Below are 14,666 nucleotides of genomic sequence, written 5' to 3'. Positions count from 1 at the left end.
GAGGGGCTCTCCTGTCGATGCGGCTGGGGACCTTGCCTGCCCCGGGCGTCCGTTAGCGTAGTGGACCTGTGGCGTTGAAGGAGAAGGGTACGTTGAGCGATTCCGACGACTCCTCCGCGGGTCCCCGTCGCCGGGCCAGGCCGGTCCGGCTGTTGACGGCCGCCGTTTTCGCCCTCGCCGGGCTGCTCTTCGTCACCAGTTTCAACACCTCCAAGGGTACGAACATCCGGACCGACGCCTCGCTCCTCAAGCTGTCGGACCTCATCGAGGAGCGCAGCCAGAACAACGCGGAGCTGGAGGCGAGCACCGCCGCGGTACGCCACCGGGTGGACGCCCTCGCCGAGCGCGACGACGGCAGCACCAAGGCCGAGGACGCCAAGCTGGCCGCCCTGCGCGCGGCCTCCGGCACCGAGGAGCTGACCGGCAAGGGCCTGACCGTCACCCTCAACGACGCACCGCCCAACGCCACCGCCCGCATCCCCAACGTCCCCGAGCCCCAGCCCAACGACCTGGTGATCCACCAGCAGGACCTCCAGGCCGTCGTGAACGCCCTCTGGCAGGGCGGCGCCCAGGGCATCCAGGTCATGGACCAGCGGCTCATCTCCACGAGCGCGGTGCGCTGCGTGGGCAACACCCTGATCCTCCAGGGCCGGGTCTACTCGCCGCCGTACAAGGTCTCCGCGGTCGGCGACCCGGGCGCGCTGCGCAAGGCCATGGCCGCCTCGCCGGCCCTCCAGAACTACCAGCTGTACGTCAACGCGTACGGGCTCGGCTGGAAAGTGGACGAGCACAAGGCGCTGACACTTCCCGGCTACTCCGGCACAGTGGACCTCCACTATGCGAAGCCGGTGGAATCCGCGTCCTGACGTCGTACTGCGGCTGGTGGTACGGACGTTCAGCGAGGTGTGCCTGACGGCGGGCACCCTGATCGTGCTCTTCGTCGCGTACGTACTGCTGTGGACCGGGGTCAAGGCCGACCGGGCCATGGACGCCGAGATGGCCCGGATGCGCGACACCTGGGCCGCGGCCCCGGCGGCCGCCCCGCAGCCCGCGGCCCCGGCCCCCTCCCAGGCCCCGGAGCCCCCGAAGGCTCCGCAGGCCCAGGAGGAGCCGCCCCCCTACCCCGCCGGCCAGGCCTTCGCCGAGATGTACGTGCCGCGCTTCGGCCCGGACTGGAACAAGCCCGTCCTGGAGGGCACGGACACCGAGCTGCTGAAGAGGGGCCTGGGCCACTACGCGGGCACCGCCCGCCTCGGCGCCACCGGGAACTTCTCGGTCGCGGGCCACCGCCGCACGTACGGCGACCCCTTCAAGGACTTCCCGGAGCTGGGCCCGGGGGACGCCGTGATCCTCAAGGACGCGACCACCTGGTACACGTACACGGTCCGCGGCGGGCCGCTGCGCACCCTGCCCACGGACGTCCGTGTGGTCGACCCCGTCCCGGCGAGGTCGCCGTTCACGGCGCCCGGCCGCTACCTGACGCTGACGACCTGCGACCCGGAGTGGGGCCACAGCCACCGGCTGGTCGTGTGGGCGGAGCTGACCGGGACGCGCGCCGTGGGACAGGGCGTACCGGAGGGATTGCCGAGGTGACCCACCCGACCGGGCCACTGGCTTTAGTCTGTTCGCGTACCGCCCTTGCGGTGCCCGTTGAACGAATGAGGACGAAAAGGAATCAGAAGCCATGTACGGCTGGATCTGGCGGCATCTGCCGGGCAATGCGTGGGTGCGCGCGCTGATCTCGCTCGTACTGGTCCTCGCGGTGGTGTTCGTGCTGTTCCAGTACGTCTTCCCGTGGGCCGAGCCGCTCCTTCCGTTCAACGATGTGACAGTGGACGAGGGATCGGGAGCCACTCCGTGAGCGCGCGCATTCTGGTTGTCGACAACTACGACAGCTTTGTCTTCAACCTGGTCCAGTACCTCTACCAGCTCGGCGCCGAATGCGAGGTGCTGCGCAACGACGAGGTCGAGCTCTCGCACGCGCAGGACGGCTTCGACGGTGTGCTGCTCTCCCCCGGGCCGGGCACGCCGGAGGAGGCCGGGGTCTGCGTCGACATGGTCCGCCACTGCGCGGACACGGGCGTTCCGGTCTTCGGCGTGTGCCTCGGCATGCAGTCGATGGCGGTCGCGTACGGAGGGGTCGTGGACCGGGCGCCCGAGCTGCTGCACGGCAAGACCTCGCCGGTGGTGCACGAGGGCCTCGGCGTCTTCGCCGGCCTGCCGTCGCCCTTCACCGCGACCCGCTACCACTCCCTGGCCGCCGAGCCGCTGACCCTGCCGGACGCGCTGGAGGTCACGGCGCGCACCGAGGACGGGATCATCATGGGCCTGCGCCACCGGGAGCACGACGTCGAGGGCGTGCAGTTCCACCCCGAGTCGGTGCTGACCGAGTGGGGGCACCGGATGCTCGCGAACTGGCTGGTGCGGTGCGGTGACGCGGGTGCCGTCGAGCGCTCGGTGGGGCTGGCCCCGGTGGTGGGCAAGGCCGTCGCGTGACGGCGGTCGCGCCGTCCGCGCCCACGGAGGGCCGGGCCGCGCGACGCAGGGCAGCTCAGGAGGCCGCGAAGCGGGCCGCCCGGCAGTCCCGCAGGCGGGGCGGTCGGCGGCGCAGGCGGCCGCCATCGGGCGGCCCGGTGGTCATCGCGAGCCGGCTGGGCGGGGAGCTGTTCATCACGCTGGGCCTGGTGATGCTGCTGTTCGTCGCCTACCAGCTCTGGTACACGAACCTGCTGGCCGAGCGGACGGCGAACGGGGCCGCGGGCTCGCTCCAGCAGACCTGGCAGCGGGACCCCGGCGGCGGGGCCGCCGCGCCGCCGGTGACCGCCTTCGAGCCCGGGCAGGGCTTCGCGATCCTGTACATCCCGAAGCTGGACGTGAAGGTCCCGGTGGCAGAGGGCATCAGCAAGCCGAAGGTGCTCGACAAGGGGATGGTCGGGCACTACGGCGAGGGCGCGCTGAAGACGGCCATGCCCGCCGACGCGCAGGGGAACTTCGCGGTGGCGGGCCACCGCAACACCCACGGGGAGCCGTTCCGCTACATCAACCGGCTGGTCCCGGGGGACCCCGTCGTGGTCGAGACCCGGGACGCCTACTACACGTACGAGATGACCTCGTCGCTGCCGCAGACCCCGCCGACGAACGTCTCGGTGATCAAGCCGGTGCCGGAGGGATCGGGGTTCACCGTGCCGGGCCGCTACATCACGCTGACGACCTGCACGCCCGAGTTCACCAGCACCTACCGGATGATCGTATGGGGCAGGATGATCGACGAACGCCCCCGCAGCCAGGGCCCTCCGCCCGCGCTCACCGGCCCGTAGCCGCCCTAAGGACGAATCAGCAGTGTCTCGCCCCCACCGCCGCCGCACCGCCGCCGCGCCGCCCCCGCACCGCAGCGTGCTCGCCGGCTTCCTGAGCGTGCTGGGTGAACTCCTGATCACGGTCGGCCTCGTACTGGCCCTGTTCGTGGCGTACTCGCTGTGGTGGACGAACGTGGTCGCGGACCGGCAGGCGTCGGCGCGCGGCGACGAGATCCGCCGGCAGTGGAAGACAGAGGCCCCGGCCCAACCGGCGGCCCCCGGTGCGCTGGACACCAAGGACGGCATCGGGTTCCTGCACGTACCGGCGATGGACAACGGCGAGGTGCTGGTCAAGCCGGGCACGGCCCCGGACGTCCTCGACGACGGCGTCGCGGGCTACTACACGGAGCCGGTGAAGTCGGCGCTGCCGTGGGAGGAGAAGGGGAACTTCTCGCTCGCCGCGCACCGGGACGGCCACGGGGCGAAGTTCCACAACATCGACAAGGTGAAGAACGGCGACGCGATCGTCTTCGAGACCAAGGACACCTGGTACGTCTACAAGGCCTTCGCGGAGCTGCGCCAGACCTCGAAGTACGACGTGGACGTGATCAACCCGGTCCCGAAGGAGTCGGGCAGGACCGCCCCGGGCCGCTACATCACCCTGACGACCTGCACGCCGGTGTACACCTCGAAGTACCGGTACGTCGTGTGGGGCGAGCTGGTCCGCACGGAGAAGGTGGACGCGCAGCGCACGCCGCCGGCGGAGCTGCGCTAGAAAGCGGTGAGCCTCCCCGGGCGCCGTGGGGGCCCGGGGAGGCTCGGGAAAGCGGGGCGGTCGCCTAGCGGCGGTTGCCGCCCGTCAGGCCGCCGAAGAAGCCGTCGCCGCCGTTGTTGCCGCCGTCCTGCTGGCCGCCCGGCTGCGTGTAGACGTTGACGGCCTGGCCCGTGGTGGCGGGGCTGCCGGCGATCGGGTCGGACATCATCACGATCGCGTTGTCGTCCGTCGGCCCGTTGATGACGCGGCCGAAGGTCAGGCCCTTGGCGGCCAGTTCCAGCTTCGCCTGGGCCACCGTCTTGTTGGCCAGATTCGGGACCTGCGTCTGCTGCGAGGCCTTGGCGATGGTGATGCCGACCGCCTTGCCGACGTCGAGCTGCTCGCCCGGCTGGAACTGCTGGGCGATCACCGTCTTCGGCGGGGCGCCCGGGGACTCGGTCTCCGTCACGCTGCCCAGCTTGAGGTTGACGGCCTTGAGCGCCTTCTCCGCGTCGTCCTTGGTCTTGCCCTTGAGGTCCGGGACGACCGCCTTGGACTGCTCCTTGGCGACGCTCAGCTTGACCACGGAGTTCTTCGGCGCCTCGGCGCCGCCCTTCGGGTCCTGATCGAGGACGACCCCGGGGGTCCGCTCGGACTCCACGAGCTTGCGCTCGACCTGGAAGCCCTTGTCCTGGAGGGCCTTCTCCGCCTGTTCGAACGGGCTGTTGAGCACGTCGGGGACGGACACCGCGGCCGCGCCCGAGGAGACGGTCACCTTGACCGTGGAGCCCTTGTCGACCTTGGTGTCGGCCGCCGGATCCTGCTTGCAGATCTTGCCCTTGGGCTGCTCGTCGCAGGCGGCGTCGGCTTCCTTCGCCACCTTGAGGCCCACGTTGTCGGCGCTCTTCTGCGCCTCCTCCAGGGTCGCGCCGATGAACTTCGGCACGGCGGGCCGGTTGTCGGCCTGCCCGCTGAAGAGGGACTTGCCGATGAGGATCGCGCCGACGAGGACGAGGATGCCCGCCGCGACGAGCAGGATCGTGGACGCCCGGCTCTTCTTCTGGCGGCGGTGCGGGCCCTGGTCGTAGCCGCCGTGGCCCTGGTCGCCGTACCCGTAGCCGCCCTCGCCCGGGGGCATGGGCGGCATCATCGAGGTCTGGGCGCCGGGTTCGGTGGTGCGCAGGGCCGCGGTGGGCTGGTCGTAGCCCTGGTGTCCGTAGCCGTGGCCCTGGTCGGGGTAGCCGTAGCCGGCCGCGCCCATGGCGGCGGTGGCGGCGACGGGCTGGCCGTCGAGGCAGGCCTCGATGTCCGCGCGCATCTCGTCGGCGGACTGGTAGCGGTAGTCGGGGTCCTTGACCAGCGCCTTCAACACGATCGCGTCCATCTCGGGCGTGATCTCGGGGTCGAAGTTCGACGGCGGCTGGGGCTCTTCCCGTACGTGCTGGTAGGCGACGGCCACGGGGGAGTCGCCGATGAAGGGGGGCCGGACGCTGAGCAGCTCGTACAGCAGGCAGCCCGCGGAGTAGAGGTCGGAGCGGGCGTCGACCTGCTCGCCCTTGGCCTGCTCGGGGGAGAGGTACTGGGCGGTGCCGATGACCGCGGCCGTCTGTGTCATGGTCATGCCGGAGTCGCCCATGGCGCGGGCGATGCCGAAGTCCATGACCTTGACCTGGCCGGTGCGGGTCAGCATCACGTTGGCGGGCTTGATGTCGCGGTGCACGATGCCGGCCCGGTGCGAGTACTCCAGGGCCTGGAGGATGCCGATGCACATCTCCAGCGTGCGCTCGGGCAGCAGCTTGCGGCCGGAGTGCAGCAGCTCGCGCAGGGTGGACCCGTCGACGTACTCCATCACGATGTACGGGATGGAGATGTTGTCGACGTAGTCCTCGCCGGTGTCGTAGACGGCGACGATCGCCGGGTGGTTCAGCGACGCGGCCGACTGGGCCTCGCGCCGGAACCGGGCCTGGAAGGACGGGTCGCGGGCGAGATCGGCGCGCAGGGTCTTGACGGCGACGGTACGGCCGAGCCGGGTGTCGTGGGCGAGGTAGACCTCGGCCATGCCACCGCGGCCGAGCACGTGGCTCAGCTCGTACCGGCCGCCGAGGCGACGCGGCTCTTCCATAACGTTGCAGCCCTCTCCGTCAGTCCCGACCGCACCTGTGTGTGGTCCGGCGGTGTGCTGTTCGCGCAAAGGCTACCGGCCGATCGTCCGTGATCGGTTCGTGGCCACAGGCTGATACTGGACCGGTACCGTACGCTCGGAACCGGCCGGTATCAGTGATGGGGATCACTTCGTTCCGGTCCGTCATGCGCGACTCACGTCACTTCTCGCTCTTCAGTACGGCCTGTATGACCGCCTGGGCGACGGGGGCGGCGAGGCCGCCGCCGCTGATGTCCTCGCGGTCCGCGGAGCTGTCCTCGATGACGACGGCGACGGCGACGGGCGAGGTGCCGTCCGGGTTCTCGGCGTAGGAGACGAACCAGGCGTACGGGCGCTTCTTGTTGCCCTCGCCGTGCTGGGCGGTGCCGGTCTTGCCGCCGACCTTGACGCCCTTGATCTTGGCGTTGGTGCCGGTGCCGTTCTCGACGACGTTGACCATCATCTCCTGGACCTTCTGGGCGTTGGCCGCGGACAGCGGCCGGCTCATCTCCTCCGGAGAGTGCTTCTCGATGACGTCGAGGTTGGGCGCGGTGAGCTGGTCGACCATGTACGGCTTCATCAGCTTGCCGTCGTTGGCGATGGCCGCGGTGACCATCGCCATCTGGAGCGGGGTGGCGGCGGTGTTGAACTGGCCGATGGAGCTCTGCGCGTTGCCGTCCTTGCCCATCTTCTTGTCGTAGACGCTGGCGAAGGCGCGGACCGGGATGTCGATCTTGTCGTTGTTGAAGCCGAACTTCTCGGCCGTCTTCACCATGTTGTCGCGCCCCACCTTGTCGCCGAGGTTGGCGAAGACGGAGTTGCAGGACACGCGCAGGGCCTCGTTGAGGCTGGCCTTCTCGCAGCCCGAGGCGTGGTTGACCATCGGGGTCTTGGTGCCCGGCAGGATGTACGGCTCCGGCGTGTCCGTCGGGTCGTTGATCTCCTTGACGACCCCGTTCTCCAGGGCCGCGGCCGCGGTGACCACCTTGAAGGTGGAGCCCGGCGGGTAGGTCTCGCGCAGGGCGCGGTTGACGAGGTTCTTGTCCTCGCTGTCCTTCAGCTCGACCCAGGCCTTCTCGTCCGCCTTGGAGTTTCCGGCGAAGCGCGAGGGGTCGTAGGAGGGGGTCGAGACCAGCGCGAGGATGGCGCCCGTGCGCGGGTCGATCGCGGCGACCGCGCCCTTCTTGTTGCCGAGCTTCTCGAAGGCGGCCTTCTGGGCGGCCGGGTTGAGCGTGGTGACGACGTTGCCGCCCTGCTTCTTCTCCCCGGTGAACATGCCGATGGTGCGGTCGAAGAACAGCCGGTCGTCGTTGCCGGTGAGGATGCCGTCCTCGAGGGATTCGAGCTGGGTGGAACCGAAGGCCTGCGAGGCGTAGCCGGTGACGGGCGCCCACAGCTCGCCCGCCGTGTAGGTCCGCTTGTACTTGTAGTCGCTGCCGTCGGTGACCGCGGAACCGGTGATCGGCTCGCCCGCGACGATGATGTTGCCGCGTTCGGTGGCGTACTGGGCGATCTGGACCCGGCGGTTCTCCTTGCGCGTGCTGAGCTCCTCGGCCTGGACGTACTGCAGCCAGTTGGTCCGGATCAGCAGGGCGAGGACGAGCAGCCCGCAGAACAGCGAGATGCGGCGCAGGGGCTTGTTCATGACGGGCGGACCACCTGGGTCATCTCGGAGTCGGGGGACGGGGCGGGGGCCGGGGCAGGTCGGCGTGCGGTGTCGCTGATCCGGATGAGGACGGCGATGAGGATCCAGTTCGCGAGGACGGAGGAACCGCCGGACGCGAGGAAGGGCATCGTCATGCCGGTGAGGGGGATGAGGCCCATGACTCCGCCGGCGACGACGAAGATCTGGAGCGCGAAGGCGCCGGAGAGGCCGATGGCGAAGAGCTTGCCGAAGGGGTCGCGGGCGGCGAGGGCGGTGCGGACGCCCCGCTCGATGATGAGCCCGTAGAGCAGGAGGAAGGCCATGACGCCGGTCAGGCCGAGCTCCTCGCCGACGGTGGAGAAGATGAAGTCGGAGTTGGCGGCGAAGCCGATGAGGTCCGAGTTGCCCTGGCCCCAGCCGGTGCCGAGGACCCCGCCGGAGCCGAAGCTCATGATCGACTGGCCGACCTGCTCACAGGCGCCGGACGTGCGGTAGCAGGCGAAGGGGTCCAGCCAGGCGGTGACACGGGCCTTGACGTGGCTGGCGGTGGCGCCCACGACGGCGGCACCGGCCACCGACATCAGCAGGCCGATCACGATCCAGCTGGTCCGCTCGGTGGCCACGTACAGCATGATCACGAACATGCCGAAGAAGAGCAGCGAGGTGCCGAGGTCGTTCTCGAAGACGAGGACGAGCAGGCTCATCGCCCAGATCATCAGGATCGGGCCGAGGTCGCGGCCGCGCGGCAGGTAGAGGCCCATGAAGCGGCGGCTGGCCAGGGCCAGGGCGTCGCGCTTGACCATCAGGTAGCCGGCGAAGAAGACCGCGATGACGATCTTCGCGAACTCTCCGGGCTGGATGGAGAAACCGCCGACGCTGATCCAGATCTTGGCACCGAAGACGTCCGCGCCCAGGCCCGGGATGACGGGCAGGATCAGCAGGACGAGCGCGCCGGCCATCGAGATGTACGTGAACCGCTGGAGCACGCGGTGGTCCTTGAGGACCAGCAGGACGACGGCGAACAGGGCGATGGCGAGCCCCGTGTACATCATCTGGCGCGGCGCGGACTCCGTGAACCCGCCGAAGCTGTTCTTGGCGAGGTTCTGCAGCCGCTCGGACTGGTCGAGGCGCCAGATCAGTACGACGCCGAGCCCGTTGAGCAGGGTGGCGATCGGCAGCAGCAGCGGATCGGCGTACTTGGCGTACCGGCGTACGACGAGGTGGGCGATCCCCGCGAGGACGGCGAAGCCGAGCCCGTAGAGGAACATGCCCGGGGGCAGCTCGCCGTGGATCGACAGGCCCACGTTGGCGTAGGCGAAGATCGGGATGACCACGGCGAACCCGAGCAGCAGGAGCTCGGTGTTCCGCCGGCTCGGCGCCTCGATGGCGCCGATGGTGGTCGTGTTGGTGACAACGCTCATGGTGTGGCAGGCCCCCTGCGCCCGCGTGTGTCTACTGCTTGACGCAATGGCCGACCACGGCCTGCTCCGCGGGAGTCAGCGTGGTGGCGGGTGTCTGGTTCTGCGCCTCGGCGTTGCGGCGCTCTTCGTCCTTCTTGCACGCGGAGACCTGGACCCCGAGCTCGTCAATCTTCTCGCGGGCTCCGTCGAGGCTGCTTTCGCTGATGGTGGCCTCGACCAGCTTCCGCTTGAAGGGCGGCAGGTACTTCAGTTCGATGTCGGGGCGGTCGGTCTCCACCTTGGAGAGCTCCAGCGGGCCGAGCTTCTGGCTGATGCCGCGGAAGAGCGCCACGTGCTCGCCCTTGACGCCGACGTAGTACTGGGTCTGGGTCCAGCGCCAGCCGGCGTAGAGGCCGCCGCCGATGACGCCGGCGACGATGAGCAGGATCAGCGTACGGGTGATCCACTTGCGCCCTTTGCCGCGGCGCCGGCGGGGGTGGTCGTACGTGTCCTCGTAGCCGGCGTCCTTGTCGTAGCCGTCGGCTTCGCCGAAGCTGCCGTAGCCGCCGCCCTGGCCCTGGTCGGGGTAGCCGTAGCCGACGGGCTCGCCGCTGCCGGGGGGGCCGAAGGCGCCGGCGGGCGGGGGGGCCTGCCGGCCGAGGCCCGAGGCGCGGCCGGCCGGGGTCTGCATGGCGTTGCCGCCGTCGAAGAGCTGGTGCTGGTTCTCGGCGACCGCACCGACGACGACCGGGGTGTCGTTGACCTGGGCGGCGAGGGTGTCCCCGCTGTCGGTGTCGAGGACGTCGGCGACGATGCAGGTGATGTTGTCGGGTCCGCCGCCGCGCAGGGCGAGCTGGATCAGCGACTGCACGGTCTCGCGGGGGCCGTGGTAGTCGGCGAGGGTCTCCTCCAGCGTCTGGTGGGAGACCACGCCGGAGAGCCCGTCGGAGCAGATGAGGTAGCGGTCGCCGGCGCGGACCTCGCGGATGGAGAGGTCGGGCTCGACGATGTCGCCGCTGCCGAGCGCTCTCATCAGCAGGGAGCGCTGCGGGTGGGTGGTGGCTTCCTCTTCGGTGATGCGGCCCTCGTCGACGAGGCGCTGCACCCAGGTGTGGTCCTGGGTGATCTGGGTGAGGACGCCGTCGCGCAGCAGGTACGCGCGGGAGTCGCCGACGTGGACGAGGCCGAGGCGCTGACCGGTCCACAGCAGCGCGGTCAGGGTGGTGCCCATGCCCTCGAGCTGGGGGTCCTCCTCGACCATGACGCGCAGCTGGTCGTTGGCGCGCTGCACGGCCGTGGCGAGGGAGGTGAGGATGTCGGAGCCGGGGACGTCGTCGTCGAGCTGCACCAGGGTGGAGATCACCTCGGAGCTCGCGACCTCTCCGGCGGCCTGGCCTCCCATGCCGTCGGCGATCGCGAGGAGGCGCGGGCCGGCGTAGCCGGAGTCCTCGTTCCCCTCACGGATCATGCCCTTGTGCGAACCGGCGGCGAACCGCAGGGACAGACTCATGCGCACCTGCCCAGTCGACGCTTCCTCCGGGTACAACCGGTCTCGAGCCACACTGCCCACCCTCCGGTCGGGAGCGCGCTCGGGTCCGTGTCCTCGGTGGGACGGATCGCCGCCGCGCGCTCGCTCCGCTCGCTCATTCTCGTACTACTTCCGCAGCTCGATGACGGTCTTGCCGATGCGGATCGGGGCACCCGGCGGAATGGGCGTCGGGGTGGTCAGCCGGGTCCGGTCGAGATACGTGCCGTTGGTGGACCCGAGATCCTCGACGATCCACTGGCCGTCCCGGTCCGGGTAGATCCTGGCATGGCGGCTGGACGCGTAGTCGTCGTCCAGCACGATCGTGGAGTCGTGGGCGCGGCCCAGCGTGATCGTCTGGCCCGCGAGGGCCACCGTCGTTCCCGTGAGGGTGCCCTCGGAGACGACGAGCTTGGTGGGCGCACCGCGGCGCTGGCGCTGCTGCGGCGGCGCGGTCTGGCGGCCGGCCTGCTGCGGGGCGCTGGTGGCGCCGCCGCGGCGGGAGCCGCGCTGGGTCACTCTCGTTCCGAAGAGGTCGCTGCGGATGACCTGGACGGCCACGATGACGAACAGCCACAGAACGGCCAGGAAACCCAACCGCATGACCGTCAGGGTCAGCTCTGACATTGCCCCCGCTTCACCCTTCGGCTTGCCGGTAAATGATGGTGGTGCTGCCCACGACGATCCGCGAGCCGTCGCGGAGCGTAGCGCGGGTGGTGTGCTGCCCGTCCACCACGATGCCGTTGGTGGACCCGAGATCCTGGATCGTCGAGGGCGTTCCGGTCCGGATCTCACAGTGCCGGCGCGATACGCCGGGGTCGTCGATCCGCACGTCGGCTTCGGTGCTTCGGCCGAGTACGAGCGTGGGGCGCGAGATCTGGTGGCGGGTGCCGTTGATCTCGATCCAGTGGCGCCGCTGGGCGCCCGAGGCCGCCGCGGGCGCGGGCCGGCGTCCGCCGGGTGCGCCCGGGGGCGGGCCGGCGGGCATGGGCGGGGCGGCGACCGGGGGGTACCCGTATCCGCCCTGCTGCTGGTTCTGGGGTGCCTGACCCCCTCCCGGCTGCGGCTGGGAGGTGCTGGAGGCGAGGGTGCGGCTGCGGACCCGGTAGAGCCCGGTGTCGAGGTCCTCCGCCTTCTCCAGGTGGACCTTGATGGGGCCCATGAAGGAGTACCGCTGCTGCTTGGCGTAGTCGCGGACGAGGCCCGCGAGCTCGTCGCCGAGCTGCCCGGAGTAGGGGCTCAGGCGGTCGTAGTCGCCGGCGCTGAGCTCGACGATGAAGTCGTTGGGGACGACGGTCCGCTCGCGGTTCCAGATGGTGGCGTTGTTGTCGCACTCCCGCTGGAGGGCTCCGGCGATCTCCACCGGCTGGACCTCGGACTTGAACACCTTGGCGAAGGTGCCGTTCACCAGACCTTCGAGTCGCTGCTCGAACCGCTTCAGAACTCCCATGGGGCACCTCCTCCGTCGTTGTCGCCCTGTACTGCTTACTGATCGTATCCACGCGTGGCGGATTCGGGTGGTTCCCCATCGGTCCTGCGCGGACGAGTGTTGGTCCTCACAAGGGATCGTAGGGGCGCTCCAGGGACAGTGTCCCGCACCGGGCGGGCAGGACGGGAGGGGCCGGTGCTCGCAGCGGTGCGGGGGTGACGGGAAAGCGATGTGAATCCACCCCGTCCGACGTGCTAATGTTTCGACGTCGCCAGGGGAACGGCCCGAAAGGGAAGAACCACTGGGACGCTGCTCGGGCGAGTGGCGGAACGGCAGACGCGCTGGCTTCAGGTGCCAGTGTCCTTCGGGACGTGGGGGTTCAAATCCCCCCTCGCCCACATCGACGAATCGGTCGTCACCGCGCAAGCGGTGGCGGCCGATTCGTGTTTTCCGCGACGCGGCGGGGACCGTGCCCCCGGCCCGGGTGTGACGTGCGCCCCACTCCCCCTCGCCCGACGCCCGGGCGTCCCGGCCGGACGACGGCGCCGATGTGATCGACTGTCAGCATCTGAAGGATTCCCACGGCGCCTTCGACCGGGTGGCCATCGATCTGTACGAGGCGGCGGTGACGGCGGCCAAAGAGGCCCACGAGGCGGGCGTGGCCGGAGCGGGGGATGAGTGTGAGCTGAGGGCCGGGCTCCCGGCTCGCGGCGACTTTCGTCGTGGCGCGCGCGACGAAAGAGGGGCGCCGCGGGCGGGGTCGGGTGTCTAGGGTCGGTCGCGTGGATGCGAAGGCGATGGCGCGGAACGGCTGGTCCTGGCTGACGGGGCCGGAGCCCTGGACCCGGCGGATGCTCGCGGCGGACCTGGCGGTCTCCGGGATCCTGGCCGTGCTCGGCCTGGGCGTCGAGGAGCTCGGCAACGGTCCCGGGTGGCGCATGGTGACCGGCGCCGTCGTCGTGGTCGCGCTGACCCTGCTGCGCCGGCGGCTGCCCGCGGCCACGCTGGTGCTCGGTGCCGCCGCGGGGGCCGTGATGCCCGGGGTCTTCCTGGTCACGGGGCTGCTGGGCTGGTCGGCGGGGCGCCGGATCGTCGGGGTGGGCCGGGCGCTGGGCGCCTTCACGCTGGCCTTCGCCGCGTCGGTCGGTTTCAGCGTGGTGGACCAGTGGTCGCTCCAGCGGACGCTGCTGGTGGTCGTGTTCTCCACGCTGATGTTCCTGGCCGTCACGGTGATGCCGGGTCTGGCCAGCCGGTACTGGTCCCAGCGCCGTACGCTGCTGCGCGCCCTCCAGGAGCGCAACGGCCAACTGCTGCGCGAGCGGGCCATGGTCGAGGGTCAGGCGAGGCTGCGCGAGCGGCAGCGGATCGCCCAGGACATGCACGACAGCCTGGGACACCAGCTGGCACTGATCGCCGTGCACACCGGTGCGCTGGAGGTGGATCCGGAGCTCACCGACCGTCAGCGCGAGGGGGTGGGCGTACTGCGGCAGGCCTCGGTGGCCGCGATGCACGAACTGCGCGAGGTCGTCGGCATCCTGCGCGACGGAGTGGAGGCGCCCGCCCCGGTGGAGGAGGCGCAGCCCGCGTCGCGCGGGGTGGCCGGTATCGCCGGGGTCGTGGAGGCGGCGCGGGGCTCGGGGACCGACGTACGGATGTCCACCACCGGACAGCCGAGGCCGCTGGTCGCGGCCTGCGACCACGCGGCGTACAGGATCGTCCAGGAGGCGCTGACCAACGCCTACAAGCACGCTCCGGGGGCGCCGATCACGGTGGAGCTGCGCTACGAGGACGACTCGCTGGTGGTGGAGATCGCCAACGGACCGGCGGCCGGTCCGGCCGCCGGCGAGGTGGTGTCGGGCGGTCAGGGGCTGACGGGCCTGCGCGAACGGGCCCGGCTGGTCGGCGGGATGGTCCACGCGGGCGCGACCGAGAACGGCGGCTTCCGGGTCGCGGGCGTGCTCCCCTACGGGGCGGAGCCCGCCGGGGTGGTGCAGGACGTGGCCGACGACTTCGGGCAGCAGGCCCAGCCCCACGCGCTCGGGGTCCACGGCGCGCCGCCGATGGACTGGGCGGCCGTGGACCGGGAGCTGGCCGTACGGGTGCGCAGCCGCACCGGCGGCGTCGCGCTGGGCTGCGGGATCGCGTTCGCGGCGGTGGTGCTCCTGGTGATCGTGCTCGGCGCCGGGGTGGCCTTGGTGGTGAGCTCCGTGGGCAACGCGATGATCGACCGGGCCGAGTACGACGCGGTGCACGTCGGCGAGTCCGAGGCGGCGGTGCGCGACCGGCTCCCGGACGGGGACAGCATCCTCACGGCGGGAGTGGACGGCAAGGGCCCCGGGCGGCCGGAGGGCACGACGTGCCTCGTGCTGCTCTCCTCGGAGGACTCGCCGGACCTGACCACCGACACGGTTTTCCGATTCTGCTTCAGGGACGGCAAGCTCGTGGACAAGCAGGCGTACGAGGTCAAGCAGTAGGAG

Annotated in this window: 12 protein-coding genes, 1 tRNA gene and 1 pseudogene; 8 read left to right on the top strand and 6 right to left on the bottom strand. The window is 70.6% G+C overall.

Translation table 11 applies throughout. The features are described 5' to 3' along the window. The first annotated feature begins 92 nt into the window (after positions 1-92). The 6 genes and pseudogenes from ACFTXQ_RS03420 (at position 93) to ACFTXQ_RS03395 (ending at position 4,071) form a co-directional block, all read left to right on the top strand. Positions 93-866, top strand: a complete 774-nt coding sequence (locus ACFTXQ_RS03420; protein WP_382635430.1) for a DUF881 domain-containing protein — start codon at positions 93-95, stop codon at positions 864-866. After that, on the top strand, positions 838-1,593 hold the full coding sequence (locus ACFTXQ_RS03415; RefSeq protein ID WP_382635429.1) for a class E sortase: 756 nt from the start codon (positions 838-840) through the stop codon (positions 1,591-1,593). Before ACFTXQ_RS03420 ends, ACFTXQ_RS03415 begins: the two co-directional genes overlap by 29 nt. 91 nt (positions 1,594-1,684) lie before the next feature. Continuing rightward, the gene (locus tag ACFTXQ_RS03410; protein WP_030011120.1) at positions 1,685-1,861 is read left to right on the top strand and encodes a hypothetical protein; all 177 of its coding nucleotides are present in this window, start codon (positions 1,685-1,687) and stop codon (positions 1,859-1,861) included. Further along, complete coding sequence (locus tag ACFTXQ_RS03405; protein ID WP_382635427.1) at positions 1,858-2,496, top strand: aminodeoxychorismate/anthranilate synthase component II; 639 nt, start codon at positions 1,858-1,860, stop codon at positions 2,494-2,496. The genes ACFTXQ_RS03410 and ACFTXQ_RS03405 overlap by 4 nt, the downstream gene beginning before the upstream one ends. Further along, positions 2,478-3,317 (top strand): annotated as a pseudogene (locus ACFTXQ_RS03400) (class E sortase); the annotation flags it as partial. The gene ACFTXQ_RS03405 and the pseudogene ACFTXQ_RS03400, both read left to right, overlap by 19 nt. A gap of 22 nt (positions 3,318-3,339) precedes the next feature. Further along, positions 3,340-4,071: a class E sortase gene (locus tag ACFTXQ_RS03395; protein WP_382635425.1), complete on the top strand. Its 732-nt coding sequence runs from the start codon at positions 3,340-3,342 to the stop codon at positions 4,069-4,071. Between the two features lie 64 nt (positions 4,072-4,135). On the opposite strand, the gene pknB is transcribed toward ACFTXQ_RS03395, so the two are convergent. From pknB to ACFTXQ_RS03365, 6 genes are all read right to left on the bottom strand, one after another. Continuing rightward, the gene (gene pknB, locus ACFTXQ_RS03390; protein ID WP_382635423.1) at positions 4,136-6,172 is read right to left on the bottom strand and encodes a Stk1 family PASTA domain-containing Ser/Thr kinase; all 2,037 of its coding nucleotides are present in this window, start codon (positions 6,170-6,172) and stop codon (positions 4,136-4,138) included. Positions 6,173-6,371: 199 nt separating this feature from the next. Then, positions 6,372-7,835 (bottom strand): peptidoglycan D,D-transpeptidase FtsI family protein, encoded by a 1,464-nt coding sequence (locus ACFTXQ_RS03385; protein WP_382635422.1) that lies wholly within the window; start codon positions 7,833-7,835, stop codon positions 6,372-6,374. After that, positions 7,832-9,256: an FtsW/RodA/SpoVE family cell cycle protein gene (locus ACFTXQ_RS03380; RefSeq protein ID WP_382635420.1), complete on the bottom strand. Its 1,425-nt coding sequence runs from the start codon at positions 9,254-9,256 to the stop codon at positions 7,832-7,834. Before ACFTXQ_RS03380 ends, ACFTXQ_RS03385 begins: the two co-directional genes overlap by 4 nt. A gap of 31 nt (positions 9,257-9,287) precedes the next feature. Beyond that, positions 9,288-10,745: a PP2C family protein-serine/threonine phosphatase gene (locus ACFTXQ_RS03375; protein ID WP_382635418.1), complete on the bottom strand. Its 1,458-nt coding sequence runs from the start codon at positions 10,743-10,745 to the stop codon at positions 9,288-9,290. 144 nt (positions 10,746-10,889) lie between these two features. Beyond that, positions 10,890-11,387 carry an FHA domain-containing protein gene (locus ACFTXQ_RS03370; RefSeq protein ID WP_382635416.1) on the bottom strand — a complete coding sequence of 166 codons (498 nt, stop codon included), beginning with the start codon at positions 11,385-11,387 and terminating at the stop codon, positions 10,890-10,892. Between the two features lie 10 nt (positions 11,388-11,397). Further along, on the bottom strand, positions 11,398-12,210 hold the full coding sequence (locus tag ACFTXQ_RS03365) for an FhaA domain-containing protein (protein ID WP_382635414.1): 813 nt from the start codon (positions 12,208-12,210) through the stop codon (positions 11,398-11,400). 294 nt (positions 12,211-12,504) lie between these two features. On the opposite strand from ACFTXQ_RS03365, the gene ACFTXQ_RS03360 reads away from it, so the two are divergent. Beyond that, positions 12,505-12,587 (top strand) — tRNA-Leu (locus ACFTXQ_RS03360). Between the two features lie 399 nt (positions 12,588-12,986). Then, positions 12,987-14,663 (top strand): sensor histidine kinase, encoded by a 1,677-nt coding sequence (locus ACFTXQ_RS03355; protein ID WP_382635775.1) that lies wholly within the window; start codon positions 12,987-12,989, stop codon positions 14,661-14,663. Positions 14,664-14,666 lie beyond the last annotated feature (3 nt).

This window comes from Streptomyces sp. NPDC057010 (assembly GCF_042673805.1).
In the GTDB taxonomy this organism is placed as follows: domain Bacteria; phylum Actinomycetota; class Actinomycetes; order Streptomycetales; family Streptomycetaceae; genus Streptomyces.
Note: the sequence above shows the minus strand (reverse complement) of the source record. Positions and strands in the feature narration are given on the sequence as shown.

Coding starts and splice junctions, on each gene's coding strand:
- ACFTXQ_RS03375 (WP_382635418.1), bottom strand. CDS start 10,745: ATGAGTCTGTCCCTGCGGTTCGCCGCCGGTTCGCACAAGGGCATGATC.
- pknB (WP_382635423.1), bottom strand. CDS start 6,172: ATGGAAGAGCCGCGTCGCCTCGGCGGCCGGTACGAGCTGAGCCACGTG.
- ACFTXQ_RS03410 (WP_030011120.1), top strand. CDS start 1,685: ATGTACGGCTGGATCTGGCGGCATCTGCCGGGCAATGCGTGGGTGCGC.
- ACFTXQ_RS03370 (WP_382635416.1), bottom strand. CDS start 11,387: ATGTCAGAGCTGACCCTGACGGTCATGCGGTTGGGTTTCCTGGCCGTT.
- ACFTXQ_RS03415 (WP_382635429.1), top strand. CDS start 838: ATGCGAAGCCGGTGGAATCCGCGTCCTGACGTCGTACTGCGGCTGGTG.
- ACFTXQ_RS03380 (WP_382635420.1), bottom strand. CDS start 9,256: ATGAGCGTTGTCACCAACACGACCACCATCGGCGCCATCGAGGCGCCG.
- ACFTXQ_RS03365 (WP_382635414.1), bottom strand. CDS start 12,210: ATGGGAGTTCTGAAGCGGTTCGAGCAGCGACTCGAAGGTCTGGTGAAC.
- ACFTXQ_RS03385 (WP_382635422.1), bottom strand. CDS start 7,835: ATGAACAAGCCCCTGCGCCGCATCTCGCTGTTCTGCGGGCTGCTCGTC.
- ACFTXQ_RS03355 (WP_382635775.1), top strand. CDS start 12,987: ATGGCGCGGAACGGCTGGTCCTGGCTGACGGGGCCGGAGCCCTGGACC.